Origin of the sequence: Nitratireductor sp. B36, from assembly GCF_020833685.1 — a bacterium.
Classification (GTDB): Bacteria; Pseudomonadota; Alphaproteobacteria; order Rhizobiales; family Rhizobiaceae; genus Nitratireductor.
In genome coordinates, this window is sequence record NZ_JACKZY010000004.1 from 59,516 (window position 1) to 85,348 (window position 25,833).

General features: G+C 60.0%; 21 protein-coding genes and 1 pseudogene. 11 read left to right on the forward strand and 11 right to left on the reverse strand.

All coding sequences use genetic code 11. From position 1 onward, the window contains the following. The first annotated feature begins 1 nt into the window (after position 1). The 9 genes from nusA (at position 2) to H7H48_RS16555 (ending at position 12,281) form a co-directional block, all read left to right on the forward strand. Positions 2–1,657 carry a transcription termination factor NusA gene (nusA, locus tag H7H48_RS16515; protein WP_229450158.1) on the forward strand — a complete coding sequence of 552 codons (1,656 nt, stop codon included), beginning with the start codon at positions 2–4 and terminating at the stop codon, positions 1,655–1,657. A gap of 136 nt (positions 1,658–1,793) precedes the next feature. Then, entirely contained in the window at positions 1,794–2,429 is a 636-nt protein-coding gene (locus H7H48_RS16520; RefSeq protein ID WP_229450159.1) for an RNA-binding protein, read from the forward strand. Then, entirely contained in the window at positions 2,426–5,011 is a 2,586-nt protein-coding gene (infB, locus tag H7H48_RS16525) for a translation initiation factor IF-2 (protein ID WP_229450160.1), read from the forward strand. Before H7H48_RS16520 ends, infB begins: the two co-directional genes overlap by 4 nt. Positions 5,012–5,148: 137 nt before the next feature. Beyond that, entirely contained in the window at positions 5,149–5,553 is a 405-nt protein-coding gene (gene rbfA, locus H7H48_RS16530; RefSeq protein ID WP_229450161.1) for a 30S ribosome-binding factor RbfA, read from the forward strand. Further along, positions 5,553–6,488, forward strand: a complete 936-nt coding sequence (truB, locus tag H7H48_RS16535) for a tRNA pseudouridine(55) synthase TruB (protein WP_229450162.1) — start codon at positions 5,553–5,555, stop codon at positions 6,486–6,488. Before rbfA ends, truB begins: the two co-directional genes overlap by 1 nt. Before the next feature lie 138 nt (positions 6,489–6,626). Then, on the forward strand, positions 6,627–8,306 hold the full coding sequence (locus H7H48_RS16540) for a sensor histidine kinase (RefSeq protein ID WP_229450163.1): 1,680 nt from the start codon (positions 6,627–6,629) through the stop codon (positions 8,304–8,306). A gap of 156 nt (positions 8,307–8,462) precedes the next feature. Then, the gene (gene rpsO, locus H7H48_RS16545; protein WP_007010185.1) at positions 8,463–8,732 is read left to right on the forward strand and encodes a 30S ribosomal protein S15; all 270 of its coding nucleotides are present in this window, start codon (positions 8,463–8,465) and stop codon (positions 8,730–8,732) included. Positions 8,733–9,041: 309 nt separating this feature from the next. After that, the gene (pnp, locus tag H7H48_RS16550; protein WP_229450164.1) at positions 9,042–11,195 is read left to right on the forward strand and encodes a polyribonucleotide nucleotidyltransferase; all 2,154 of its coding nucleotides are present in this window, start codon (positions 9,042–9,044) and stop codon (positions 11,193–11,195) included. Between the two features lie 72 nt (positions 11,196–11,267). Then, on the forward strand, positions 11,268–12,281 hold the full coding sequence (locus H7H48_RS16555; RefSeq protein WP_229450165.1) for a class I SAM-dependent methyltransferase: 1,014 nt from the start codon (positions 11,268–11,270) through the stop codon (positions 12,279–12,281). A 19-nt stretch (positions 12,282–12,300) separates the two neighbouring features. Here the strand turns inward: H7H48_RS16555 and fabI are convergent, their stop codons facing one another. From fabI to fabA, 3 genes are read right to left on the reverse strand one after another with little or no spacing between them, the layout of a single operon-like run. After that, positions 12,301–13,119, reverse strand: coding sequence for an enoyl-ACP reductase FabI (gene fabI, locus H7H48_RS16560; RefSeq protein WP_229450166.1), 819 nt, complete (start codon positions 13,117–13,119; stop codon positions 12,301–12,303). 9 nt (positions 13,120–13,128) lie between these two features. Then, positions 13,129–14,349, reverse strand: a complete 1,221-nt coding sequence (gene fabB, locus H7H48_RS16565; RefSeq protein WP_229450167.1) for a beta-ketoacyl-ACP synthase I — start codon at positions 14,347–14,349, stop codon at positions 13,129–13,131. 50 nt (positions 14,350–14,399) lie between these two features. Continuing rightward, a complete protein-coding gene (gene fabA / locus H7H48_RS16570; RefSeq protein WP_229450168.1) occupies positions 14,400–14,912 on the reverse strand; it encodes a 3-hydroxyacyl-[acyl-carrier-protein] dehydratase FabA in 513 nt (170 codons plus the stop codon). A 263-nt stretch (positions 14,913–15,175) separates the two neighbouring features. On the opposite strand from fabA, the gene irrA reads away from it, so the two are divergent. Continuing rightward, complete coding sequence (irrA, locus tag H7H48_RS16575) at positions 15,176–15,604, forward strand: iron response transcriptional regulator IrrA (protein ID WP_255664029.1); 429 nt, start codon at positions 15,176–15,178, stop codon at positions 15,602–15,604. 14 nt (positions 15,605–15,618) lie between these two features. Here the strand turns inward: irrA and H7H48_RS16580 are convergent, their stop codons facing one another. Beyond that, positions 15,619–16,173: an SH3 domain-containing protein gene (locus tag H7H48_RS16580; protein ID WP_229450169.1), complete on the reverse strand. Its 555-nt coding sequence runs from the start codon at positions 16,171–16,173 to the stop codon at positions 15,619–15,621. A gap of 162 nt (positions 16,174–16,335) precedes the next feature. Between H7H48_RS16580 and H7H48_RS16585 the strand changes: the two genes are divergently transcribed. Then, positions 16,336–17,337, forward strand: coding sequence for a D-glycerate dehydrogenase (locus H7H48_RS16585; protein WP_229450170.1), 1,002 nt, complete (start codon positions 16,336–16,338; stop codon positions 17,335–17,337). 244 nt (positions 17,338–17,581) lie between these two features. Here the strand turns inward: H7H48_RS16585 and H7H48_RS16590 are convergent, their stop codons facing one another. From H7H48_RS16590 to mutM, 7 genes and pseudogenes are all read right to left on the reverse strand, one after another. Next, positions 17,582–18,352 (reverse strand): molybdopterin-synthase adenylyltransferase MoeB, encoded by a 771-nt coding sequence (locus tag H7H48_RS16590; protein ID WP_229450171.1) that lies wholly within the window; start codon positions 18,350–18,352, stop codon positions 17,582–17,584. A 31-nt stretch (positions 18,353–18,383) separates the two neighbouring features. Further along, positions 18,384–19,553, reverse strand: coding sequence for a DNA replication/repair protein RecF (gene recF / locus H7H48_RS16595; protein ID WP_229450172.1), 1,170 nt, complete (start codon positions 19,551–19,553; stop codon positions 18,384–18,386). A 23-nt stretch (positions 19,554–19,576) separates the two neighbouring features. Further along, positions 19,577–20,695, reverse strand: a complete 1,119-nt coding sequence (gene dnaN / locus H7H48_RS16600; protein WP_229450173.1) for a DNA polymerase III subunit beta — start codon at positions 20,693–20,695, stop codon at positions 19,577–19,579. Positions 20,696–20,977: 282 nt separating this feature from the next. Next, positions 20,978–22,411, reverse strand: a pseudogene (gene dnaA / locus H7H48_RS16605) (chromosomal replication initiator protein DnaA); the annotation flags it as partial. A 972-nt stretch (positions 22,412–23,383) separates the two neighbouring features. Continuing rightward, positions 23,384–23,650 carry a 30S ribosomal protein S20 gene (gene rpsT, locus H7H48_RS16610; RefSeq protein WP_223019305.1) on the reverse strand — a complete coding sequence of 89 codons (267 nt, stop codon included), beginning with the start codon at positions 23,648–23,650 and terminating at the stop codon, positions 23,384–23,386. Positions 23,651–23,812: 162 nt separating this feature from the next. After that, on the reverse strand, positions 23,813–24,586 hold the full coding sequence (locus H7H48_RS16615; RefSeq protein ID WP_229450175.1) for an enoyl-CoA hydratase: 774 nt from the start codon (positions 24,584–24,586) through the stop codon (positions 23,813–23,815). 32 nt (positions 24,587–24,618) lie between these two features. After that, entirely contained in the window at positions 24,619–25,512 is an 894-nt protein-coding gene (mutM, locus tag H7H48_RS16620; protein ID WP_229450176.1) for a bifunctional DNA-formamidopyrimidine glycosylase/DNA-(apurinic or apyrimidinic site) lyase, read from the reverse strand. Positions 25,513–25,833: the final 321 nt, after the last annotated feature.

The window sequence follows — 25,833 nt, forward strand, 5'->3', positions numbered from 1 at the left end:
CATGGCAGTCAGTGCGAACAGGCTGGAGCTTCTCCAGATCGCCGACGCGGTGGCCCGCGAGAAGTCCATCGACAAGCAAATCGTCATCGCCGCCATGGCCGACGCCATTCAGAAGGCAGCGCGGTCGCGTTATGGTCAGGAGACCAACATCCGCGCCGACATCAACCCGCAGACGGGTGAGATGAAGCTTCAGCGCCTGATGGAGGTTGTGGAGAACGTCGAGGAGCCGGCACGCGAAATTTCTGTCAAGGATGCGCGCACGCGCAACCCGGATGCTCAGCCCGGCGACTTCCTTGCCGAGCAGCTTCCGCCGATGGATTTCGGTCGCATCGCCGCCCAGTCCGCCAAGCAGGTCATTGTGCAGAAAGTGCGCGAGGCCGAGCGCGACCGTCAGTATGACGAGTACAAGGACCGCATCGGCGAGATCGTCAACGGCACGGTCAAGCGCGTCGAATACGGCAATGTCATTGTCGATCTGGGGCGCGGCGAGGCGATCATTCGCCGCGACGAACTGATACCCCGCGAAATCTTCAAATATGGCGACCGCGTCCGCGCGTATGTCTACGATGTGCGGCGCGAGCAGCGCGGCCCGCAGATTTTCCTGTCGCGTACGCATCCGCAGTTCATGGCGAAGCTCTTCACCATGGAAGTGCCGGAGATTTATGACGGCATCATCGAGATCCGTTCGGTGGCTCGCGATCCGGGCTCCCGCGCGAAGATCGCGGTCATCAGCCACGATTCTTCAATTGATCCGGTTGGCGCATGTGTCGGCATGCGTGGTAGCCGCGTTCAGGCGGTTGTTGGTGAGCTGCAGGGCGAGAAGATCGACATCATTCCTTGGAACGAGAATGCGGCCTCCTTCATCGTCAACGCGCTACAGCCCGCCGAAGTGGCCAAGGTTGTGCTGGATGAGGATGCTGAGCGTATTGAGGTCGTGGTGCCGGACGACCAGCTTTCGCTGGCCATTGGCCGCCGTGGCCAGAACGTGCGTCTTGCCTCGCAGCTTACAGGCTGGGACATCGACATCTTGACCGAGGAAGAAGAATCGAGCCGCCGCCAGAAGGAATTCACCGAGCGCTCTTCTCTCTTCATGGAGGCCCTCAACGTCGATGAGATGGTGGGTCAGGTGCTGGCTTCCGAAGGTTTCACCAGTGTCGAGGAAGTCGCCTATGTGGACTCTGGCGAGATCGCATCGATCGACGGCTTCGATGAGGAGACCGCCGAAGAAATCCAGACACGCGCGCGCGAATACCTCGAACGCATCGAGGGCGAGCTCGACGCAAAGCGTCAGGAACTGGGCGTCGAGGATGAATTGCGCGAAATCCCCGGCATGACGACCGCCATGATGGTGGCTGTCGGCGAGGATGGCGTGAAGACCATCGAGGATTTCGCCGGTTATGCGGTGGACGATCTCGTCGGTTGGAAAGAACGGAAGGATGGCGAGACGACGTTCGAACCGGGTGTTCTTTCCAAATTTGACGTTTCGCGCGCGGAAGCCGAGCAGATGGTCGTGGCCGCGCGTCTCAAGATGGGCTGGATCACTGAAGAGGACCTCGCTGCCGAAGCTGAAGCCGAAGAGGCTGCCGAGGGTGAGGAAAGCGCAGATGTTTCCGAGGGTGCACAGGCCCCTGAAGCAGCAGAAGGCGCGGAAGCCTGATATGGGCGTTGTCGAGCGCTTGGCGGTCGTCCGCGTGACGTCTCTGGTGCGCTCGACAATTCTTGTTTCGCCGCATCTGTGTGGGGCCGCGTGATGGCGCGCGGCAGCTGGATGCTCTGGAGTTGTTGTGGACGATATGAACGATCGCACATGCATTGTCTCGCGCAAGGCGCGGCCCGCGGAGGACCTGATCCGGTTCGTCGCGGGACCGGACGGCATGGTCGTACCCGATCTGAAGCGGAAACTCCCCGGGCGCGGTTGCTGGGTCACGGCTGATCGGGCTCATGTCGATAAGGCGGCGGAGAAGAACCTCTTCGCCCGAGCTCTGAAAACATCGGTTACGCCACCAGACAATCTGGGCGAACTGGTCGATGTTTTGCTTTCAAAAGCCGCTCTGGGTGCTCTTGGGCTTGCGCGGAAGGCCGGAGCCGTGGCATTGGGTGCAGCGAAGGTCGAGGCATCGGTGCGCAGCGGCAAGGCCTATGGTGTGCTGCACGCTCGCGAAGCCTCACAGGACGGGGTTCGCAAGATCACGGCCGCTCGTCATGCAGTGGCCCATTTGGGCGGACCAGCTATCCCGGCATACAAACTCTTTTCCGAAGAAGAAATGAGTTTGGCATTGGGGGCAACAAATGTGATACATGCTGCCGTGTTCGGGCGGGACGCGGGCAAGGCGGCGCTGAAACGCGTTAGTGCGCTCGAGACTTTTCGAGGCGAATGCGCGGACAAACCGGCAGCGGTTGCAATGGGCACCGCAGAGGATGTGGAATGACGGATACGAAAACCGGTGACGACAAGACGCTGAGCGTCGAGAAGAAGAAGACGCTGACGCTGAAGCGACCCTCCGTTGAGCAGGGCACTGTGCGGCAGAACTTCTCGCATGGACGCTCGAAGTCTGTCGTTGTCGAGACGAAGAAGCGCAAGTTCTCGCGGCCGGATGAGCGCCCCGAGACAACACCTGCGCCGGCGCCGGCTCCAGCAGCGGCAAAGCCGAAGCCTGCCGCACCACAGCCTGCGCCGCAGCGTCAGCGCGAGCGTCCGCGCCCGGCATCGGGTGGAAACCGTTCTGGTGTGGTGCTCAACGAGCTTTCCAAGGACGAGATCGAAGCACGGCGTCGCGCTTTGCAGGATTCCAAGGTGCGCGAGGCGGAAGAGCGCAAGCGCGCTGAAGAGGAAGCAAAACGCCGCGCTGAGGAAGAAGCACGCCGCGAGCGCGAGCGTGAAGAATCCGCACGCCGCCAGGCCGAGGAAGAAGCGCGTCTGAAAGCGGAGGCGGAAGCACGCCGTCAGGCAGAAGAAGAAGCGCGTCGTCGAGCGCCGACACCGGTTGAAACCAAGCCTGAGCCGGAGGAAGATTCGGACGATGAAGGCCGCTCGAAGAGCAAGGGCGCACCGGTCAAGCGCGCGGCACCAAAACCTGAGACCCCACGCCCGGCAGCCAAGCCCCGTGGAGACGATCAGCGTCGCCGCGGCAAGCTGACTCTCAATCGCGCTTTGTCGGACGATGGCGAGACACGCGGACGTTCACTCTCTTCCATGCGTCGTCGTCAGGAGAAGTTCAAGCGCGCGCAGCACCAGGAGCCGCGCGAGAAGATCTCTCGTGAGGTGGTGCTTCCTGAAACGATCACCATTCAGGAACTCGCTCAACGCATGACCGAACGCGCTGTGGACGTGATCAAATTCTTCATGAAGCAGGGCCAGATGCTGAAGCCCGGTGATGTGATTGATGCGGACACCGCCGAACTGGTGGCCGAGGAGTTCGGTCATACCGTGAAGCGCGTTGCCGAATCCGACGTGGAAGACGGCCTCTTCAACGTTGAGGACAAGGCAGAGGATCTGAAGCCGCGTCCGCCCGTCGTGACCATCATGGGCCACGTCGATCACGGTAAGACGTCGCTGCTCGATGCCATTCGCCATGCGAATGTGGTGTCTGGCGAAGCTGGAGGTATCACGCAGCATATCGGCGCTTACCAGGTCGAGCAGGGCGGCCAGACGATCACCTTCATCGATACTCCCGGCCACGCCGCATTTACGGCGATGCGTGCACGCGGTGCAGAGGCAACCGACATCGCCATTCTCGTGGTGGCTGCCGACGACAGCGTGATGCCGCAGACCATTGAGTCCATCAATCACGCCAAGGCGGCAGGTGTTCCGATCATTGTGGCGATCAACAAGGTCGACAAGCCGGAAGCCGATCCCAACAAGGTTCGCACCGAACTTCTTCAGCATGAAGTGTTCGTCGAATCCATGGGCGGTGAGGTGCTCGACGTGGAGGTCTCCGCCGTCAAGGGAACCAATCTCGACAAGCTGCTGGACGCGATCCTGCTGCAAGCCGAGGTGCTGGAGCTCAAGGCCAACCCGGACCGCTCCGCGGAAGGCGTTGTCATCGAGGCCAAGCTCGACCGTGGCCGCGGTTCGGTTGCTACGGTTCTGGTGCAGGCTGGCACGCTTCGCACCGGCGACATTATCGTGGCTGGCAATGAATGGGGCCGTGTACGCGCGCTCGTCAACGATCGCGGTGACCAGCTGAAGGAGGCTCCGCCCTCCATGCCGGTTGAGATCCTCGGTCTTCAGGGCACACCGCTGGCGGGTGATCGCATTGCCGTTGTCGAGAGCGAGGCTCGCGCCCGCGAGATCTCGGAGTATCGCCAGCGCCTTGCTCGCGAGAAGTCCGTTGCCCGCCAGGCCGGTCAGCGCGGCTCGCTCGAGCAGATGATGTCGCAGCTCCAGGATTCAGGCCTGAAGGAGTTCCCGCTCATCGTGAAGGGCGACGTGCAGGGCTCGATCGAGGCCATTGCCGGTGCGCTCGACAAGCTCGGCACCGACGAAGTCCGCGCACGCATCGTCCATTCGGGCGCCGGCGCGATCACCGAGAGCGACGTGTCTCTCGCCGAGACCTCCGAGGCCGCGATCATCGGCTTCAACGTCCGCGCCAACAAGCAGGCGCGCGATGCGGCTGAAGCTGCCGGCATAGAGATCCGCTACTACAACATCATCTACGATCTCGTGGATGACATCAAAGCGGCCATGTCGGGCCTCCTGTCGCCGGAGCGCCGCGAGACCTTCCTCGGCAATGCCGAGATCCTCGAGGTCTTCAACGTGTCCAAGGTCGGCAAGGTCGCCGGCTGCCGGGTCACCGAGGGCAAGGTCGAGCGTGGTGCCGGCGTGCGTCTTATCCGCGACAGCGTGGTGATCCACGAAGGCAAGCTGAAAACGCTCAAGCGCTTCAAGGACGAGGTGTCCGAAGTGCCGGCCGGTCAGGAATGCGGCATGGCGTTCGAGAACTATGAAGACATTCGCCCCGGCGATGTTATCGAGGCCTATCGCGTCGAAATGGTCACGCGCACGCTATAGTGCACGCACGTCCTGGTTTCACGGGATGGGGCACCACCTGCCTCATCCCGCATACCGGCGTCTGGCGCTCCAGTTTCCATAATTTGCCGATATCCGCGATGCGGATACAATAGGGTTTTCCCGCAAGAAGGTGCTCCATGCCGTCTTCCGCCCCCTCTCAACGCCAGCTTCGCGTCGGCGAGCAGGTGCGTCATGCAATCGCGCAGGCTCTCCAGCGCGGCGATGTAAGTGACGATGCGCTCGCAAACACCGTTGTGTCCGTGTCCGAAGTGCGCATGTCACCGGACCTGAAGATCGCCACTGCCTATGTGTCGCCGCTCGGTGCTGCCGACAAGGAGGCGGTCGCCGCGGCGCTCAACCGCCATGCGCGGTTTATCCGCGGGCGTATCACTCCCGCTTTGCGTCAGATGAAGTACATGCCGGAATTGCGCTTTCGGGTTGACGACAGTTTCGAGAATTTCAACAAGATCGATCGCCTTTTGAAGTCGCCGGAAGTGGCTCGCGACCTCACTGACGACAATAAAGACGAGGGTGACGATTGATGGCGCGGCGCGGCAAGCGGAAGGGACGCCGTATCAACGGTTGGCTGATCCTCGACAAGCCGGCGGGTATGGGGTCGACCAACGCCGTTTCAAAGATCAAATGGTTGTTCAATGCGGAAAAGGCGGGCCATGCAGGCACGCTGGATCCGCTTGCCTCGGGGATGTTGCCGATCGCGCTGGGAGACGCGACGAAAACCGTACCGTTCGTGATGGATGGAGCGAAGGTTTATCGTTTCAAGGTAGCATGGGGTGAGGAGCGCGCGACGGATGACCTGGAAGGCCCGGTGACAAAAAGCTCAGACGAGCGTCCCACAGAAGAAGCCATTCGTGCTCTCCTGCCCAACTACACCGGCATCATCATGCAGACACCTCCACAGTTTTCAGCCATCAAGATCGATGGCGAACGTGCCTATGACCTTGCACGCGAGGGCGAAACGGTCGAAATCGCCGCGCGTGAAATCGAGGTGGGGCGGCTCGATCTGGTTTCTTCCACCCCCGATGAAGCGCTGTTTGAAATCGAGTGTGGCAAGGGCACTTATGTACGCAGCATCGCCCGTGATCTGGGTCGAGACCTGGGTTGCTTTGGTCATATCGCCGAGCTGCGACGCATGGAAGTTTATCCCTTTCTCCCCGCGCAACTCGTGGAACTCTCCGCATTGGAAGATGCGGCAAGAGAGGGGGACCGGGAAGCGGGCGATTTTGCTGCGCTTGATGAATATCTTCTCGACATTGCCACTGCGCTCGAAGGTTTGCCCGAAGTGGCGGTCAACGACGATGCCGCGGCCCGGCTGCGTCTGGGCAATCCCGTGATCGTGCGCGGCCGTGATGCTCCTGTAGAAGCTCCGGAGGCATGGGCCAGCGCGCGGGGCCGCCTGGTGGCGCTCGGGGTGGTCGAGGCAGGGATGTTCAAGCCCAAACGGGTTTTTGCCGCATAAAATAGTTAGCCAAGTGATTTCTTACGATCGGCGAGGCAACCCTTGGCCGTTTTGTGCATTATGTACCGAGATGATCAACGGGACGGGTACTGAATGCAAGCGAGAGATGATGCGCTTCCGGAAACGTGGTCAGAGCGCATGAGGGCTTTCGCATCGGGCCCGAAATCCATTGGCTTTTTTCTGTTTTTGCTGATTGCGGTGACGGTTATCCCCGCGATTGGCGTTTCAGTTGTTCTGCTTCAGCGAAACAACGAGGCGCAGCGTGAGGTCGTAACAACGCTTGCTGAAGCCATGGCCGGTTCCATCGCCGAGGCCATAGACCGCGAACTGAGCGGTATGGCGACAACCCTGCGTGTGCTTTCGACAACGCCTTCGCTTTCCAGCGGCGATATGAAGGATTTTTACGACCGAGCGAGACTCGCCCTCGCCGGCAGTGGCTCTTATCTGCGGGTGCTTGATGAGAACTACAGGCTGCTGATCAATACGGGCGTCCCCTATGGCGAACCGTTGGAACCCCTCAAGGAGCCTGAAACTGCCAAGGCGGCGCTGGAAGGAGGGGTAACCCTCACCTCCGGTGTCTTCTTCGGCAAGCTGGACGGGAAGTGGAGTTTCAAGGTCGTAAAGCCGTATTTCCCAGAGAGCGGCCCGCCCCGAATCCTCGTAATGACGCGCAATGCGGATTCACTGGTTGATGTTCTGTCTCAGCAGATGCTTCGCGGAGGCTGGAACGCTTCTGTGGTTGATAAGAACAACATCGTCGTTGCGTCATCCTTGATGACATCGGATGTCGGAAAGCCCTTCTTTCTGGATCTCGAGGGCACCGGCATTTATCATGAGGCCGAGCCGGCAGAAGAGCGCGAAGGCGGTACCTACACCACGATTGTCGATGAATCTGGTGTCAGCGGCTGGAAGGCTGTGGTCTGGGCTTCGACAGCGTCTATCGAAGAACCCATGCGCCATTCATTGCGCATGCTGCTGGCCGGGGGACTGCTTGTGATCGCCATCGGCGCTTTCGCTGCCTGGTTGCTCGGTCGACAGATTGCAGGTCCCGTGCGTCGTCTTGCACGCGATGCCCGCCGGCTGGGCGCCGGAGAGCCGGTTCACGCGATCGAATATCCAATTGCGGAAGTTGCGACCGTTTCCACGGCTTTGGCAGAAGCGGCTCTCGACCGCGAGCAGGCGGAGAATGAAATCCGCCTCCTTATGCGCGAAGTGGCGCATCGCTCGAAAAACCAGCTTACGGTTGTTTCGTCCATGGCCAAGCAAACCGCTCGCAGTTCGCGCACTTTTGCCGGATTTCAGGATGCGTTTCAAAAACGGCTTTACGGTCTTGCGCGCTCGACCGATCTGCTCATTGCCGGCGGTGCCGCGGGTGTGGAGCTGCGTGAATTGCTGGCGGCACAGGTCGATCCTTTCCGGCCGGACAGCGCCGAGCGTTTCAAGATGAGCGGTCCCAAATTTCGGCTTGCCAATCAGCCCGCGCAGACAATCGGCCTTGCCGTGCATGAGCTCGCGACCAACGCGTCCAAGTACGGCGCGTTTTCAAGCGATACCGGCAGTCTCGAGATCTCATGGAAGATCAAGGACGATATGTTCATCCTGACTTGGCGCGAGTTTGTGACGAAGGGCCGTAGACGCAATGTGCGTCGACGCGGATTCGGAACCGAAATTATCGAACGTATGGTCGGCGGTACGCTCGATGCAGAGATTTCCCGCGTCTTTCACCGTGATGGGCTCGAATGCGTGTTCAAGATTCCGGTTGACAGGCTTGTTCCGGATTTTCAGAAAAAGGCCATGCAGGCGGAAGAAGCCGGCTGAGAGCCGCACTGGATAATGTTTGGGCTGGTAATTCCATGCGATTTCGCATATATGCCAGCCATCATTGCGCTTTGACTGCGCATTGTTACATGGCCCCGGCTGGACGACATCCCGGCTGAGGGCGTCCCTTTTCCCCAAATTCGAGAAAGGAAGCCGATGTCGGTTACTGCAGAGCGCAAACAGGATTTGCTGAAAGAATTTGCCACCGCCCAGGGCGATACCGGTTCGCCGGAAGTCCAGGTCGCTATTCTGACCGAGCGGATCAAAAACCTCACCGAGCACTTCAAGGACCACAAGAAGGACAACCACTCCCGTCGTGGTCTCCTGAAGCTCGTTTCCCAGCGTCGCCGCCTCTTGGACTATCTGAAGAAGAAAGACGAAGGCCGCTACAAGACGCTGATCGAGAAGCTCGGACTGCGGCGCTAAGCTGATTTGGCCGGCGGACATCAAGGGGTGTCCGCCGGTCTCATTTGGGCATGCAGTCTATATGTGTGCCCGACGGCTCCGGCCAGATGCGAAAGTGACAGCGGCTGTGCCGCCGTCCCGCATCCGATAGCCGGATAGCCGGGGCCCCAATGGACAGGTCATGGGGCAGGATTGCAGGATGCTTGCGGTCAGATTGGCCGAGACCGAGCCTCCCGTTGTCTTGCCCGTGGCTCGTTCGAAAAATGAAGCCAGACCGAAGGGCAAACGCGGCCAGACAATGGCGCGCCCTTCGGCGTAAAAGGACAAGATATGTTTAAAGACCACAAAGTTGAGATCGAATGGGGTGGGCGTCCGCTGACCCTCGAAACCGGCAAGATCGCCCGTCAGGCTGATGGAGCGGTTCTGGCCACCTACGGAGAGACAGTGGTTCTGGCCACGGTCGTTTCCCAAAAAGAGCCGAAGCCCGGCTTCGATTTCTTCCCGCTCACTGTGAACTACCAGGAAAAGACTTTCGCCGCCGGCAAGATCCCGGGTGGCTATTTCAAGCGCGAGGGGCGTCCGAGCGAGAAGGAAACGCTCGTTTCTCGCCTGATCGACCGTCCGATCCGCCCACTCTTCGTCGATGGCTACAAGAACGACACCCAGGTGGTTGCCACCGTTCTTCAGCACGATCTTGAGAACGATCCCGACATCGTCGCCATGGTCGCCGTATCGGCTGCTCTGACGCTTTCCGGTGTGCCCTTCATGGGCCCGATCGGAGCTGCACGCGTTGGCTACATCAATGGCGAATACATTCTGAACCCGCATGTCGACGAGATGGAAGAGACCAAGCTCGACCTCGTCGTTGCCGGCACGGGCGATGCCGTTCTCATGGTCGAGTCCGAGGCTCAGGAGCTCCCCGAGGATGTGATGCTTGGTGCGGTCATGTTCGGCCACAAGGGCTTCCAGCCGGTGATCGACGCGATCATCAAGCTCGCCGAGGTTGCTGCGAAGGAACCGCGCGAGTTCACGCCGCCGGATCTCTCCGAGCTGGAAGGCGAGATGCTGAAGATCGTCGAGAACGAGCTTCGCGAAGCATACAAGATTACTGACAAGCAGAAGCGCTACGACGCTGTTGACGCTGCCAAAGCCAAAGTTAAAGAGACTCTTCTGCCGGAAGGCGAGGAAGAGACCAAATGGTCGGCCGAGCAGGTCAATACCGTCTTCAAAAGCCTCCAGGCCAAGATCGTCCGCTGGAACATTCTTGACACCGGCGGCCGTATCGATGGACGTGATCTGAAGACGGTTCGGCCGATTGTCGCTGAGGCCGGGATCCTTCCGCGCACCCACGGTTCGGCCCTCTTCACCCGTGGTGAGACGCAGGCCCTTGTGGTTGCCACGCTCGGCACCGGCGAGGACGAGCAGTATATCGACTCGCTCACCGGCACCTACAAGGAGACCTTCCTCCTTCACTACAATTTCCCGCCCTATTCCGTGGGCGAGACGGGCCGCATGGGTTCGCCCGGCCGCCGTGAGATCGGTCATGGCAAGCTTGCATGGCGCGCCATCCATCCGATGCTGCCGGCCGCGGATCAGTTCCCCTACACGCTGCGGGTTGTCTCCGAGGTCACCGAATCCAACGGTTCGTCTTCCATGGCGACCGTCTGCGGCACCTCGCTCGCCCTTATGGATGCCGGCGTTCCGCTGGCCAAGCCGGTTGCGGGCATTGCGATGGGCCTGATCAAGGAAGACGAGCGCTTTGCCGTGCTCTCCGATATTCTGGGTGATGAAGATCACCTCGGCGACATGGACTTCAAGGTCGCCGGCACGGATGAGGGCATCACCTCGCTGCAGATGGACATCAAGATCGATGGCATCACCGAGGAGATCATGCAGATCGCCCTCGACCAGGCCAGGGACGGGCGTCTGCACATTCTCGGCGAGATGGCCAAGGCCCTTTCGGAAAGCCGTGGCGAGCTGGGCGAGTTCGCTCCGCGCATCGAGGTCATGCAGATCCCGACCGACAAGATCCGTGACGTGATCGGCTCCGGCGGCAAGGTGATCCGCGAGATCGTCGAGAAGACCGGCGCCAAGATCAACATCGAAGACGATGGCACGGTCAAGATCGCTTCGTCCAACGCCAAGGAAATTGAGGCGGCGAAGAAGTGGATCCATTCGCTTACGGCAGAGCCGGAAGTGGGCGAAATCTACGAAGGCACGGTCGTCAAGACCGCCGACTTCGGCGCATTCGTCAATTTCTTCGGTCCCAAGGACGGTCTCGTTCACATCTCCCAGCTCGCTCAGGAACGCGTCGGCAAGACCACCGACGTCGTCAAGGAAGGCGACAAGGTGTTTGTGAAGCTGATGGGCTTTGACGAGCGCGGCAAGGTTCGCCTCTCCATGAAGGTTGTCGATCAGGAGACCGGCCAGGAGATCGTTCAGGAAAAGAAGAAGAAGGAAGAGGCTGAGGACGCCGAAGGCTGATCCCGCTTCCCCTTGAACATCGAGCGGGCGCGCGTCTTCATGGCCGCGCCCGTTTTCACATCCGGAACCCACATGAACGATACGCCGCTTCCAACACTTCTGTTTCCTTTTGATCGCGGGCTTCTCGATCCGCCAGGCAAGGATGATCGCATTCTTTTCCTGGGCGCGCCGGGGGCGTTTCATCTTCCTTCCGATTTTGCCGGAGACATGACAGCCGTCCAGGGCTATCGACCCGACTTTCTCGCCTTGCAAAGGTCAGGAATCCCGGTTTGCCCAGAGCCGGAAGGGGAGGGTTACGACATGGCACTGGTGCTGCTTGGCCGTCACCGGCGCGAAAACGAGCACAGGCTGGCCGAAGCGCTCAAACGGACCCGATCGGGCGCCTGCATCGTGGCCGCCTGCGCCAAGAAGGATGGTGGCGGCAGCGTGCGCAAGCGCTTGGGCAACCTGCTTGGCCTCGAGGATCATGCCTCCAAACATCACGGCGTCGTCTTCTGGCTGCGCCGCCCGGACGAGGTTGCCGAGGCTCTCGACGCACTCGATGGGGGTGATGAGGTGGCAGACGGGTACATCACGGCAGCTGGCGGCTTCTCTGACGATGGCATCGATCCCGGCTCGGCCTTGCTGGTGGAATGCCTGCCGGAAGATCTGTCGGGCGCAATTGCCGACTTTGCGGCCGGCTGGGGCTATCTATCGGTTGCGGCAGCTGAGCGCGCTTCGGGTGTGAAAGGCATCGATCTCTATGAGGCGCATCATGCTTCGCTGGGGGCGGCCCGGCGCAATATGGCCGGGAAAGCACCGCAAGTTCCGGCGCGCTTTTTCTGGCATGATCTCTTGGGGGAGCCGGTCGACGAGCGCTACGACGTGATCCTCATGAACCCGCCTTTCCATCGCAGCCGCGCAGCGGAGCCGGATATGGGGCATGGCATGATCGCGGCAGCGGCAAAGGCGCTCAAGCCACGCGGGCGGCTCTTCCTCGTTGCCAACAGGCAGCTCCCCTATGAAGAGAGCCTTGAAAAGCATTTCGCGGCACAGGGTGAGCTGCGCCGCGATACGGTCTTCAAGGTTTTGTGGGCCCGGAAATAGCGGACCAGTCTCATCGACCTCAGTCGTCGCCGGTGGCCGCACTCAGTCGTTTCAGCTCTTCCATGGTGGGCATGGAAACCGTGTTGTAGCCCGAATCCACATAGTGGATCTCGCCGGTGACACCCGATGAAAGGTCGGAAAGCAGGTAGAGCGCCGAGCCGCCGATTTCGTCGATCACCACGGTGCGCCGCAGCGGTGCATTGCGCTGCTGGTAGGAGAACATGTAGCGCGCATCGGAGATGCCGGCCCCCGCCAATGTACGCACCGGGCCAGCCGAAATCGCGTTGACGCGAATATTGCGCGGACCGTAATCGCTCGCCAGATAGCGCACGCTCGCCTCGAGTCCGGCCTTGGCCACGCCCATCACGTTGTAATTGGGCATCACGCGGGTGGAACCGGCATAGGTGAGCGTCAGCATCTGCCCGCCATTGTCCATCAGCTCCGCCGCCTTGCGGGCGACTTCCGTGAAGGAATAGCAGGAGATTACCATGGTGCGCACGAAGTTCTCGCGCGTTGTGTTCGCGTAGAGACCCTTCAGCTCGTTGCGGTCGGAAAAGCCGATCGCGTGAACGATGAAATCCAGCGAGCCCCACTCGTCCTTAAGCCCATCGAACACGGAGTTGATCGAGGCGCTGTCCTCCACATCGCAAGGGAAGAGGAGCTTCGAATTCACCTTCTCGGCCAAGGGCTTCACACGGCGTCCAAACGCCTCACCCTGATAAGTGAACGCCAGTTCCGCGCCGTGCTCTGCAAGCTTCTTGGCAATGCCCCAGGCAATCGAGTGATCGTTGGCGACCCCCATGATGAGGCCGCGCTTTCCTTTCATCAAACCGTCCATGGACCTAAATCACCCTGCGTAACGCTGGAACACGAGCGTGGCGTTGGTACCGCCGAAGCCAAAGGAATTGGAAAGCACCGTGTCGATCTTTGCATTGTCGATACGGCTGCGAACGATCGGTGCGCCCTCGAACTCCGGATCAAGCTCGGTGATATGCGCGCTTTCGCCGATGAAGCCCGCCTGCATCATCAGTATCGAGTAAATCGATTCCTGCGCGCCTGCTCCGCCAAGCGAGTGGCCCGTCAGCGATTTGGTTGACGCAATATGCGGCATTTTCTCGCCGAAAACCTGCCGGATGGCGTCGATCTCGCGGGAATCACCCACAGGCGTCGCTGTGCCATGCGTGTTGATGTAGTCCACATCGCCCTTCACCGTTGAGAGCGCCTGTTTCATGCAGCGCACCGCGCCTTCACCCGAGGGAGCCACCATGTCGTATCCGTCGGAGGTCGCGCCATAACCGGTCAGTTCGGCATAGATCTTCGCGCCGCGTGCCTTGGCGTGCTCCAGCTCTTCCAGAACGAGAACGCCAGCACCACCGGCAATCACGAAACCGTCACGCGAAACATCATAAGCGCGCGAGGCGGTCGCCGGCGTGTCGTTGTGTTTTGAGGACATGGCGCCCATGGCGTCGAACAGGTTCGACATGGTCCAGTCCAGATCCTCATGCCCGCCGGCGAACATCACGTCCTGTTTGCCCCACTGGATCATCTCCGCGGCATTGCCGATGCAGTGCGCCGAGGTCGAGCAGGCCGACGAAATCGAGTAGTTCACGCCGTGAATCTTGAACCACGTCGCAAGTGTGGCTGAAGCGGTGGAGGACATTGCTTTCGGAACGGCGAATGGCCCGATGCGCTTGGGCGAGCCCTTCTCAAGCGTGGTTTGCGCGGCTTCAAATATGGTGCGGGTGGAGGGGCCGCCAGACCCCATGATGATGCCGGTGCGCTCATTGGTGATGTCGCCCTCTTCGAGGCCGGAATCGGCAATCGCCTGTTCCATGGCGACATGGTTCCACGCACCACCCTTCGAAAGGAAGCGCATGGCGCGCCGGTCGACCACTTCGGCCGGGTCGAGCGTTGGCGCACCCCAGACCTGACAGCGGAAGCCGTGCTCGGCAAAGTCTTCCGAAAACGAGATACCCGATTTTGCTTCACGCAGGGAGGCGGTGACCTCCTCTGCGTTGTTGCCAATCGAGGAAACGATGCCGAGACCGGTAACGACGACGCGTCTCATAATGCTCTCCTTGGGCCACTCCAGGTGGCCGCCAGTCAATTGGTTGAAACTCAGGCTTCCTGTTTGGCCAGCCCGACACGGAGGTCCGTGGCAGTGTAAATCTGCTCGCCGTCAGCCTTCAGCCAGCCATCGGCGGTGCCGAGAACGAGGCGGCCTTTCATAACGCGCTTGAAGTCTACGCCGTATTCGACGAGCTTCGTCTCCGGCGTCACCATCCCCTTGAACTTCACCTCCCCGGTAGAAAGCGCCATGCCCTTTCCAGGCAGACCCAGCCATCCGAGATAGAAGCCGGTCAACTGCCAGAGCGCATCAAGCCCAAGGCAGCCAGGCATGATGGGGTTGCCGGGGAAATGGCACGGAAAGAACCAGTGGTCAGGCTTGATGGCGAATTCAGCCCGAACATAACCTTTGCCGAACTCGCCGCCTTCTTCCTGAATATCGGTAATGCGATCGAACATCAGCATGGGTGGAGCGGGCAATTGCGCATTGCCGGGGCCAAAAAGCTCACCCTGCGCGCAGGCCAGAAGGTCTTCGTAATCGTAGCTGTTTTTCGTTTGCGCCATCAATCGCCATCCCGTCGGAGGCCCAGGTTGCCCCGGGGCCGTGCTTTTCATTCTCCGAACTCCCTATCACAGCTTGTTTCTTGCTGGAAACCGCAGTTGTGGGAATCTGCGGTGCCTCTTTTGACTGCAGCCGGAAAACTGTCGCCGAAAACCGGCGCTATTGATCGCTTTGAATGGAGCGAATATATGTCAGAAAGCAAAGACTGCAGCGAGAGCCCCGCCATGGGGCGGGTTTCGGGCAACAGGAAAGACGGACGGATTCATTGTCGATCTCGAATGAAACGCAGAACATTTCGCTCGAAGAGCGATTGAGGGATGCGGGCCTGCGTCCCACACGCCAGCGTGTGGCACTGGCCGATCTTCTGTTCGCGGCTGGTGACCGTCATGTCTCTGCTGAAGCGCTGCACGAGGAGGCACAGAAGGCTGGCTTCTCCGTGTCATTGGCCACGGTTTATAACACGCTCCATCAGTTCACGGATGCGGGCATGTTGCGCATCGTCCAGGTAGAGGGCGCACGCACCTATTTCGACACCAATGTCTCGGATCACCACCATTTCTTCTACGAAGATGATGAAACGGTGTTCGATATCCCCTCAGGACAAGTCGAGGTTCGCCACCTTCCGGAGCCGCCCGAAGGCACGGAAATCGCCAACGTGGATATTGTGGTGAGATTGCGCCGCAAGCGCCACTAAGACAGGCTGCGTCGTCAGTCTTTTACGGTTTCGCCTGGATAAGCGCCCCAGATCAGCGACTGGTCGACCCAGCCGGAATGGCCTGCGAACTCCATCTCGCACCAGTCACCGTTGCAGGCCTTGATCGAGCCAATGGCACCGGGTTCGACGCGCGCAACGAGGCGTGCATCCTCGCGGGGATCGGCTCTGAGTTCGATGTCGGCCTCCTTGCCCTTGAACCATGGAGCAGCAATCCCGGTACGACGCCCGGAAAGAAGAGCCTGGTTGATCCAGCCTTCTGCCCCCTCGGCATCGCGCACGCGCCGCCAATTGTCATATTCCTGAATGATCTCCATCGGCAGACCGGATTTCAGATACATCCAGTTGACGGCGTAGTTGAGCCCCGGGCCGATACGCATGTTCACACGGCTCGATTTCAGGCTGACGAAACGCGGCAATGGGAGGCCGCTCGGGCCCACCTTTGCATTCTGTTCGGTGTTTGCCTGCGCTTGTGTCGAAATCGGCATTGCGGTCAGCATTGCAGCGAAGAAGGTGGCAAACAGCAAACGGAATGGCGCCTTGGCCGGCATTACAAACTCCCGGTACCCGTGTTTTGGCGGAACGAGCTCTTCCACCCTTTTTCTTTGTCTTGGCGGCCCCCGCTTGATAGAGAGAGGGCAGCCTGGCTCGGCATTGCAGTGTCGCGCATCTTGGTTAAAGAGGTATCAACAGGGCGTTATTTTGGAGACCATATGACCGTCAGGAAGAAGCCTCTCGTCGTCATCACCCGAAAACTTCCCGACCAGGTTGAGACACGCATGCGCGAGCTGTTCGACGCGCGCCTCAATCTCGACGATAAGCGCATGACGCAGCCCGAACTCGTGGCCGCAGTCAAGGAAGCCGACGTTCTTGTTCCCACGATCACCGATCGTATCGACGCAGCACTCATTGCGCAGGCTGGCGAGCGGCTGAAACTCATCGCCAATTTCGGCAATGGCGTCGATAATATCGACGTGGCAGCGGCGGCCAAGAAAGGCATCACCGTCACCAATACGCCCAATGTGCTCAACGAGGACACTGCGGACATGACCATGGCGCTTATGCTCGCTGTGCCGCGTCGCTTGACAGAAGGTGCGGAGCTCCTGCGCAGTGGCGAAAAATGGGGCGGATGGTCTCCCACCTGGATGCTCGGGCATCGCATCTGGGGCAAGCGTCTTGGCATTGTCGGCATGGGCCGCGTGGGGACTGCTGTCGCACGGCGCGCCAAGGCTTTCGGTCTCTCGATCCACTATCACAACCGTCAGCGTGTGGCGCCTTCCATTGAAGATGAACTGGAAGCGACATATTGGGACAGTCTCGACCAGATGCTTGCCCGCATGGACATCATCTCCGTCAATTGCCCTTCGACACCCGCCACCTTCCACCTTCTGTCCGCGCGACGGCTCGAGCTCATGCAGCCGCGTGCCTACCTCGTGAACACGGCGCGCGGAGACGTGGTGGACGAGGATGCACTGATCCGCTTGATCGAGGAAGGCAGGCTCGCGGGCGCAGGGCTCGACGTGTTCGAGCATGAGCCTTCAGTCAATCCCAAGCTCCTGAAACTCGCTCAGAAAAACAGGATCGTCATCCTGCCCCACATGGGATCGGCCACCATCGAAGGCCGCATCGATATGGGTGAGAAGGTGATCATCAACATCCGCACCCTCTTCGATGGCCACCGCCCACCGGATCGCGTCCTGCCCAGAAACGTCTGATCGCGGGGCGCATGCGATCTGGTAACAGTGGCATTGTGCGTGGTTCGACAAGCTCACCATGACGGAGGCTGTGTCTGGCAGAAAACCGTTCTTCTGAGGCGCTTCTGGCGCGCCTTGGCAGCGCATTGTCCCTCCATGCAGCCATTGCCATCCCTCATGGTGAGCTTGTTGAACCACGCACAACGCCACTGCAACGGGTCACGGTGCGAGCAAAGCCCGTTCCCACCCGCAGCAAAAAACGCCCTCAGCCGGTGCGCCGTCTGTATTTTACTGTTTCGAAACGGGCCGCCAGCGCATCATAGAGCAGCAGGCGCGCTGTGAGCGGTTCACCGATACCCGTCACCAGCTTGATGACCTCCATGGCTTCCAGCGTTCCCATCACGCCGGTCAGCGCGCCGACAATGCCTGCTTCCGCGCAGCTGGGCACGAGGCCGGCGGGTGGTGGTTCGGGAAAGAGGTCACGATAGCCCGGCAGGAAATTGCCGTCGGCGTCGGCTTCGTACGGTTTGAGCACCGTCAGCGACCCGTCGAAGCGGCCAACCGCGGCCGTCACGAGGGGCCTTTGCACCGCCTCGCAGGTATCGGCGAGCAGATAGCGCGTGTCGAAATTGTCCGATCCGTCCACCACCATGTCGTAGGTGGCGATGATCCCGGCAGCGTTCTCCGCATCAAGCCGGATAGGATGGGTCTCGACCACAACGTGCGGGTTGATGCGGAGAACGCTCGCCTTGGCGCTCTCAACCTTCTCCATGCCGACACTGTCCGTGTCGTGGATCACCTGTCTCTGCAGGTTGGAAAGCGAAACCGTGTCGTCGTCAATCACGCCAAGTGTGCCGATGCCGGCGGCGGCGAGATAGCAAAGCACCGGCGCGCCAAGCCCTCCGGCACCGATCACCAGAACACGGGCCTTCTTCAGCTTTTGCTGGCCCGCTCCGCCGATCTCGGGCAACACGATATGGCGGGCATAGCGTTCTAGTTCGCTTTCGGTAAGGGGAAGGGGAGATGCTTCGGCCATGCGGTGATCTTATCCAGAGACAGGGAACGTGTCAGCGTTGTTCGTGGATCGAGCCGGCTGATACGGACAAGAACTGGGCGCGCCCTTCAAGCGCGGAAAAGAGATTGGCCTCAGTGCCTGTCATGAAGGCCTGGCAGTTGAGTTCTTCAAGAATCGAAAAGAGCGCTGCCCGCCGGTCGGGGTCAAAATGCGCGGAAATCTCATCCAGAAGCAGAATGGGAGCGGTTCCCGAGAGTTCGCCCGTCAGCCGGGCATGGGCGAGGATCAGCCCCACAAGCAGCGCTTTCTGCTCTCCCGTCGAGCAGCGCGCCGCCGGCATGTCCTTGGGCACGTGCCGCACCATCAGGTCACTGCGATGTGGACCCTCAAGCGTACGCCCGGCGGCACGATCGCGCGGCCGCTGGTCGCGCAGAACGGCGCGGAATTTCTCCTCCACATCGACGGCGGCATACTGTCCGATTGCGTGGTCGATGGTGCCCTCCAGGGCAATCCCGGCGGTGGGAAACGGGCCATCTTCGGGCAGGCGTTCGTTCATGGCTGCGAGAAGACGCACCATCTCGGCGCGCGCGGCGGCAATCGCCACGCCGGTTTCGGCCATCTGCGTTTCTATAGCGTCGAACCAGCCGCTATCGCGCGAGTCTTCCGCAAGCAGCCGGTTGCGTGCGCGCATCGCCTTCTCATAGTCGAGAGCGCGCCGGCCGTGCGCCGGGTCTATTGCCAGCACCAGACGGTCGAGAAAGCGCCGCCGGTCGCCGGCAGAACCGGTGAAGAGCGCATCCATGGCCGGTGTCAGCCACAGGACGCGCACCCATTCGAGCATGGCATCGGCAGTCCGCGCGTTCTCGCCGTTGATGCGCAGGCGGCGTCCACCCGTTTCCGCTCCCGGCTGCAGGCCTGCAGTGCCGGTTCCGATCTCGCATTCGCCGAACGGGCCTTCGAGCTTCGCATGGATGGCAAAGCCCGTTCCGGCACCTTCGCGCGCGACATCGTCAAGCGTGGCGCGGCGCAATCCGCGACCCGGGGAGAGAAAGGAAACGGCCTCGAGCAGGTTCGTCTTGCCTGCGCCGTTCTCGCCGGTCAAAACCACCGCCCCCGGCGAAAGATCGAGCGCCAGGGCATGATAATTCCGAAAGTCGGTGAGGCTCAGCCTGGTAACGTGAACCTGGGCTACGGCCTGCCTGCCGGGTGTCTGGGCGACCAAGGGGAAGCCAATGCCGGCGCGCTCTAGACGCGCATCGGCATCAGAACGTAGAGCGTGCTTTCGTCGCCTTCGTCCTGCACCAGTGTGGGCGATCCGGCGTCAGCCAGAAGGAAGCGCGCCTCACTGCCCGAAAGCTGTGCCGCCACATCCAGAAGATAGCGGGCGTTGAAGCCGATCTCGATCGGGTCGGCTTCGTAGTCGGCTGCCAGTTCTTCCGTTGCCGAACCCGAGTCCGGATTGTTCACCGTCAGCGTCACCTGTCCTTCGGCAATGCTTAGCTTCACGGCTCGCCCGCGTTCCGAAGAAATGGTCGACACGCGGTCGACAGCCGACGCGAAGGTCTGACGGTCGATCACCAGCTTCTTGTCATTGCCGGTCGGAATGACGCGCTGATAGTCGGGGAACGTGCCGTCAATAAGCTTCGAGGTGAGAATAACGCTGCCAATGGTGAAACGGATCTTCGTGTCGGAAAGCTCGACGGTCACGGCCACATCCGGGTCATCGACCAGTTTCTGCAGTTCACCCACTGTCTTGCGTGGAATGATGATGCCCGGCATGCCTTCGGAACCGGCCGGAGCTTCCATTTCGGCGCGCGCCAGACGGTGACCGTCCGTCGCAACCGAGCGCAGCTTGAGACCGCCATCGGCTTCGATCGTGTGCAGGAAGATACCGTTCAGATAGTAGCGCGTCTCCTCGGTGGAGATGGCGAACTGGGTCTTTTCGATCAGCCCTTTCAAGGCCTCTGAATCGAGCCGGAAAATGTGTGAGAAATTGCCGGCAGAAAGTTCCGGAAAATCCGATTGCGGCAGACACTGAAGGCGGAAACTGGAGCGCCCCGCGACCACGGACATGGCGTTGCCGTCCTCATCGGTCTTCAGCATCACTTCCGCGCCATCGGGCAGCTTGCGCACGATATCATAGAGCAGGTGGGCGGGCACTGTCGTAGCACCGGCCTGTTCGATGGTCGCGCCTGCAGCCTCGGTCACTTCCAGGTCGAGATCGGTCGCCTTCATCTGCAGGCTTGCGCCGTCCGCATTCAGAAGCACGTTCGAGAGAATCGGAATCGTGTTGCGGCGTTCCACCACGCGGTGAACATGGTTCAAAGATTTCAGGAGGGTGGAGCGTTCGAGAATAACACGCATGACCAATCAATCTCACTTGAATGAAGAAAAGCCCTGCAAACATGGCGCATGTTCAGGACAGCCGTGAACAGGCTTCGATTTCCGTCAAAATGACAGGAAATCGACAAGAAACGCAAGCCTTTCACGGCGTTACGTCCCGGTTCCACCGGGTTTTTGGGGAAAACACGCCGCCCGGTGGAAGGCAGGACGGAATGGGAACACAAAAAGACCGGCGAACTTGCCGCCGGTCTCTCAAAATCACGCCGTCAGGGGGCATCAAAGGATGCCGCAGCCCTGATCGCCTTAAGCCTGATCGCTGATGAGGCGTTTCAGAAGCTCGATTTCCTGCGCGAGCTGCCTGTCACCGTCGGTCAGCCCTTCGATCTTGCGCACTGCATGCAGCACCGTCGTGTGATCGCGTCCGCCGAAACGACGCCCGATCTCCGGCAGGGAGCGCGGGGTCATGACCTTGGAAAGATACATGGCCACCTGGCGTGGCTTGACGATGGTGCGTGTGCGGCGGTTCGACAGTAGCTCCGTCTTGGACACATTGTAGTGTCGCGCGACGATCCGCTGAATATCTTCAATGCGAACCCGCTTTGGCTCTCCGGCCCGGCAGACATGCCCGAGTATCTCGTCAATCCGGTCGATGGTGATCTGCGGTTCAAAGGAATGACGGAAAAGGAGCTGGTTGAATGCGCCCTCCAGCTCGCGGCCGCTTCCCGTCACCGAACGCGCCACATGCACCAGGATCTCTTCGGGAATTTCGAGCGAGCTATCCTCTGCCTGTGCGCTTGCAAGGCGCTGCTTGAGAATCGACAACCGCATGGCGAAATCGGGCGCCCCGATCTCAAGCGACACGCCACCGTTGAGGCGGGATTTCACGCGCGGTTCGAGCGATTCCAGTTCTGAAGGCGGCCGGTCAGCCGCGACCACGACCTGTCGCGCGCTGTCGAGCAACATATTGAGCAGATGGCAGAACTCGTTCTGGATGGACTTGCCCTGCAGGAACTGCATGTCGTCGATGATGAGAAGATCGATGTCGCGGAGTTGCTCCTTCAGGGTGAGAGCGTTGTTGTCGCGGATCGCGGTGGCGAAACGCCACATGAAATACTCTGCGGTCAGATAAACGACACGCGCCTGCGGCTTGCGGCGCAGCGACTCGGCTGCAATCGCCTGCAGCATGTGCGTCTTTCCGAGCCCCACCGAGGCATGAAGAAAGAGCGGGTTGAAGCGGATCGCGTTGGAGTCCGATTCCGCTACCGTCCGCGCAGCGGCGCAGGCGACGCGGTTGGAGGCGCCTTCAATCAAGGAATCGAACGTGTAGCGACTGTCCAGCGGCGAGCCCAGAATGTTCGAGCGTCCGTCTGCCTCGGGGAGTTTTGCAGGATTTGCGCGAGCGGAAGGGTTTCCTGCCAGAGTGCCGGAAGCAAGCGCTGTTTGCGGTCGGGTCGAAACCTTGCGGGCCGCAGCCGGCTTGCTCTCTTGCGTGGCCCGCACATTGCGTGTGGCGGTTCTCACGACAATCTCGACCTTCAGGGTGTCGGGTGCTTCCTGCTTCCACAGCTCGGTGATCAGGTCGAGATAGTGTCCGTTGATCCAGGAGCGCAGGAAAGCCGTGGGAACGGAAATCCGCACGCTGCCTTTGGATGCCTCCATCAGCTTCATACGGCCGAACCAGCTGGAGTAGACCTCGCTTCCAAGACGCGCACGGAGCTGCGTTTTCACGCGCTCGAAGATCGCATCGGATGGACCCGCCTTACTCTCGTTCTTTTTAGTCTCTGCTGTCTCTTTGCCCTCCTGCTGAGACATCTGCTCCTGAAAAGAAAATCCCCCCGTCGTTTCCCTTTCCGCGCCGCTTTGCATTCCTCGTGTCCCTGTCGTTTTGAGTGGTGTTTTTTACGGATGGGTCCGCGCCTTTCGGCGATTTACCCCTACCCAGTCCGCATTTTTATGATGATCGTATGTCCGCCTGGCCTCTGCCCAAAAACTCTCCTTCGCTCTCTACAGCCCTAAGGTCGCTGTTGAAATACAATATTTCAATCACCGGTTGTTTTTTGCCCGGCGATCATGCCACTTGTGCTCGTCTGATCTTGACGCGAATGCGCCATCAGTGGATCCCCGACAAGCGAGCTGACGAGGCAGCTTCCGAGAGCGCACGAAACACCCGCGCGGAAAAAAAACCGCGTCGCAATAGGTGCCGATTTGGGCTTAAGTCGCCGGGCTTTTCCTGCCCTCTCGATGGCCTGACATTACCGAAATCCTTGTGGAAAGGGCAAGGGCAGGGCTGCCGCTTTTTTCTCGAATCTGGTCTTGTGCGGAGCGCAAAAATAGGCATCGCCCGCGGGCCGGCTGGATAAGCCTTTTGGATTCAAAAGCCTTTTCCAGATAAGTGTGTTTGAAGAGCGCGGCGAAAAAAAATCATAAAAAAACACTTGACATTTCAGCCCGCATTTCGCGCTCGCCGTGACATGAGCAACCTGTGGATAAACCTCTGTAACCATCGGAAATGTTTCAGGAAAATCACCTGGCGCAAAAATTAACGTCCTGCTTATGTGACGAAAATAATACGATTCTCAAACACTTACGGTCACATATCAAAAAAGGCCACCCCGCAACAACACAGGGTTGTCGAAAGGCGGCCTTTCTGAAGGGCAAAGAAAAACCCGGCTGGATGGCCGGGTTCATCGAAACGCTTAATGAGGCGTATTAGGCGCCAAGTGCCTTCACGCGCTGGGCAAGGCGTGAAACCTTGCGGGAAGCCGTGTTGCGATGCAAGACGCCTTTGCCGGCAGCGCGCATAAGCTCGGGCTGAGCTGCCTTGAACGCGCTTTCAGCTGCTGCCTTGTCGCCGGAGGCCAGAGCTTCTTCGACCTTGCGAACGAAGCTGCGCACACGCGAGCGACGGTTCTTGTTAACCGCAGTGCGGCGAGCAATCTTGCGCACCGCCTTCTTGGCCGAAGTCGTGTTGGCCATGTTTCCTCTCTTGTATCTACAGATCCTGCCGCGATGAATGCCTCGCGGGCGCAAAACAAAAAGGGCAGCCGCAGGGCCACCACAGTCGTGGCGGCTTATAGTGGAGCTTTCGGCCAACGTCAACGCCTATTGGCGTCTATACCCTCCACCTTGCTTCCGCGCTCAGCGATTCTTGAAATTGGCAGAGCGCTTTTCTGTAAATGCTGCCATCCCTTCCTTCTGGTCGTCCAGTGCGAACATTGCGTGGAACACCCGTCGCTCGAAGCGCAGGCCCTCGGCGAGAGTGGTTTCATAGGAACGGTTCACGGCCTCCTTGGTCATCATCACGGCCGGTAGAGAGAACCCAGCGATGGTTTCTGCCGCCTTCAAAGCCTCTTCAATCAGCTCTCCGGGGGGCACGACCCTCGAAACGAGGCCGGAGCGTTCCGCTTCCTCCGCCTCCATGAACCGGCCTGTCAGGCACATGTCCATGGCTTTCGACTTGCCCACAAAACGGGTCAGCCGTTGCGATCCCCCCATCCCGGGCATGACACCAAGCGTGATCTCGGGCTGACCGAATTTCGCGTTCTCGGCTGCAATGATGAAGTCGCACATCATCGCGAGCTCGCAGCCCCCGCCCAGCGCATACCCCGCAACCGCAGCGATGATCGGCTTGCGCACGCGCGTCAGCCCTTCCCATCCTGCGAAGAGGTCTTCCATATAGGCGTCCACATAGGACTTCGAAGCCATTTCCTTGATATCGGCGCCAGCCGCAAAGGCCTTTTCCGACCCGGTGATCACGATGGCGCCTATTCGGGGGTTCTCGTCGAACGCCTCCAGTGCACCCACCACTTCCTCAAGCACTTTGGAATTGAGCGCATTCAGCGCCTTCGGTCGGTTCAGCGTGATCAGCCCGACCCGCTCCCGCGTTTCAACCAGAATCGTCTCATATGCCATGATCTGAATTCCTCTCCGTTTTCCTTGAATTGCTAGCGCTGGCAGGTCGGACAATAAAAGGTAGACCGCCCGCTCTGCACAATGCGGCGAACGGTGCCGCTGCATTCCTCATGAGCGCATAATTGCCCCTCTCGGCCATATACCTTGAAGGAATGCTGAAAATACCCCAGAGATCCGTCTGCTTTCACATAATCACGCAGGGATGACCCGCCTGCCGCGATCGCCTCGGCAATGACAGCCCGGATCGAAACCGCCAGTCGCTCGCATCGTTCGGATGGTCCGCGTTGGGCGACGATTGTGTCGGCGCTGCGTTTCGGTGAGAGTCTTGCCCGCCACAATGCCTCGCAGACATAGATATTGCCGAGCCCGGCAATCACGCGCTGATCCAGCAAAACCGCCTTCAGCGGTGCTCGCTTCCCTCGCAGACGCTCAGCAAGCAACGCACCATCCAGAGTGTTTCCAGTTGGTTCGACGCCGAGCGTGGCCAAAAGCGGATGGCTGTCCAGCGGCCCCTCCTCATGCAGAAGCATGAAACCGAACCGACGCGGATCGTTGTAGATGACACGAAGACTGCGCCCGTCGCCCGCCGTCAGATGAAAGACCGCGTGGTCGTGCTTCTCCGCTTTCGAGCGCGGATGATGAAACGCGCCGGGGGTATGTTCCCTGTCGTCATCCTCATCGACACGAAACGATCCCGACATGCCCAAATGGCAAACCACCACCTCGGAGGTTTCGAGATGGATCAGGAGGTACTTTGCCCGCCGGCCAAGCGCGATGATCTCCTGTCCGCGAAGCCGCTCGGCAAATCCCCTGGGAAATGGAAAACGCAGATCCGGACGCCTGAGCTCCAGGGAATCGATATGCGCTCCCTCCATGATCGGCTGCAGTCCGCGGCGGACGGTTTCGACCTCGGGCAACTCAGGCATTTCGGGTAAGCTCAATCAGCAGAGATCGCCCATGAGGCGCGGTGAGGAAGGCGGTATGCGGCTCAAATTGACCAACCAAGCTGACCGGTTCTTGGGCTGGGGAAAGCTGTTTGCCGAGAGGCTTCGGTACAAAAAGGAATGCGCCCACCATATTCGCTCACTGTTGCTGGCCCTCGTCAAAGACATAGAGCATTTCACAACCGGGTGGAATGACCCGATCTCTCCATACATGCTGACATTCCAGGTGAGCGAATGTTCCGTTCAATCTTCTCGGGATGAGACGGATATCGGAAGGGCTGTTTGCCAGGGGCTTGTTTTTGC

Excerpts from the sequence above, each read along its gene's own strand:
- nusA (WP_229450158.1), top strand. The coding sequence starts at position 2 with ATGGCAGTCAGTGCGAACAGGCTGGAGCTTCTCCAGATCGCCGACGCG.
- H7H48_RS16520 (WP_229450159.1), top strand. The coding sequence starts at position 1,794 with ATGAACGATCGCACATGCATTGTCTCGCGCAAGGCGCGGCCCGCGGAG.
- infB (WP_229450160.1), top strand. The coding sequence starts at position 2,426 with ATGACGGATACGAAAACCGGTGACGACAAGACGCTGAGCGTCGAGAAG.
- rbfA (WP_229450161.1), top strand. The coding sequence starts at position 5,149 with ATGCCGTCTTCCGCCCCCTCTCAACGCCAGCTTCGCGTCGGCGAGCAG.
- truB (WP_229450162.1), top strand. The coding sequence starts at position 5,553 with ATGGCGCGGCGCGGCAAGCGGAAGGGACGCCGTATCAACGGTTGGCTG.
- H7H48_RS16540 (WP_229450163.1), top strand. The coding sequence starts at position 6,627 with ATGAGGGCTTTCGCATCGGGCCCGAAATCCATTGGCTTTTTTCTGTTT.
- rpsO (WP_007010185.1), top strand. The coding sequence starts at position 8,463 with ATGTCGGTTACTGCAGAGCGCAAACAGGATTTGCTGAAAGAATTTGCC.
- pnp (WP_229450164.1), top strand. The coding sequence starts at position 9,042 with ATGTTTAAAGACCACAAAGTTGAGATCGAATGGGGTGGGCGTCCGCTG.
- H7H48_RS16555 (WP_229450165.1), top strand. The coding sequence starts at position 11,268 with ATGAACGATACGCCGCTTCCAACACTTCTGTTTCCTTTTGATCGCGGG.
- fabI (WP_229450166.1), bottom strand. The coding sequence starts at position 13,119 with ATGGACGGTTTGATGAAAGGAAAGCGCGGCCTCATCATGGGGGTCGCC.
- fabB (WP_229450167.1), bottom strand. The coding sequence starts at position 14,349 with ATGAGACGCGTCGTCGTTACCGGTCTCGGCATCGTTTCCTCGATTGGC.
- fabA (WP_229450168.1), bottom strand. The coding sequence starts at position 14,912 with ATGGCGCAAACGAAAAACAGCTACGATTACGAAGACCTTCTGGCCTGC.
- H7H48_RS16580 (WP_229450169.1), bottom strand. The coding sequence starts at position 16,173 with ATGCCGGCCAAGGCGCCATTCCGTTTGCTGTTTGCCACCTTCTTCGCT.
- H7H48_RS16585 (WP_229450170.1), top strand. The coding sequence starts at position 16,336 with ATGACCGTCAGGAAGAAGCCTCTCGTCGTCATCACCCGAAAACTTCCC.
- H7H48_RS16590 (WP_229450171.1), bottom strand. The coding sequence starts at position 18,352 with ATGGCCGAAGCATCTCCCCTTCCCCTTACCGAAAGCGAACTAGAACGC.
- dnaN (WP_229450173.1), bottom strand. The coding sequence starts at position 20,695 with ATGCGTGTTATTCTCGAACGCTCCACCCTCCTGAAATCTTTGAACCAT.
- rpsT (WP_223019305.1), bottom strand. The coding sequence starts at position 23,650 with ATGGCCAACACGACTTCGGCCAAGAAGGCGGTGCGCAAGATTGCTCGC.
- H7H48_RS16615 (WP_229450175.1), bottom strand. The coding sequence starts at position 24,586 with ATGGCATATGAGACGATTCTGGTTGAAACGCGGGAGCGGGTCGGGCTG.
- mutM (WP_229450176.1), bottom strand. The coding sequence starts at position 25,512 with ATGCCTGAGTTGCCCGAGGTCGAAACCGTCCGCCGCGGACTGCAGCCG.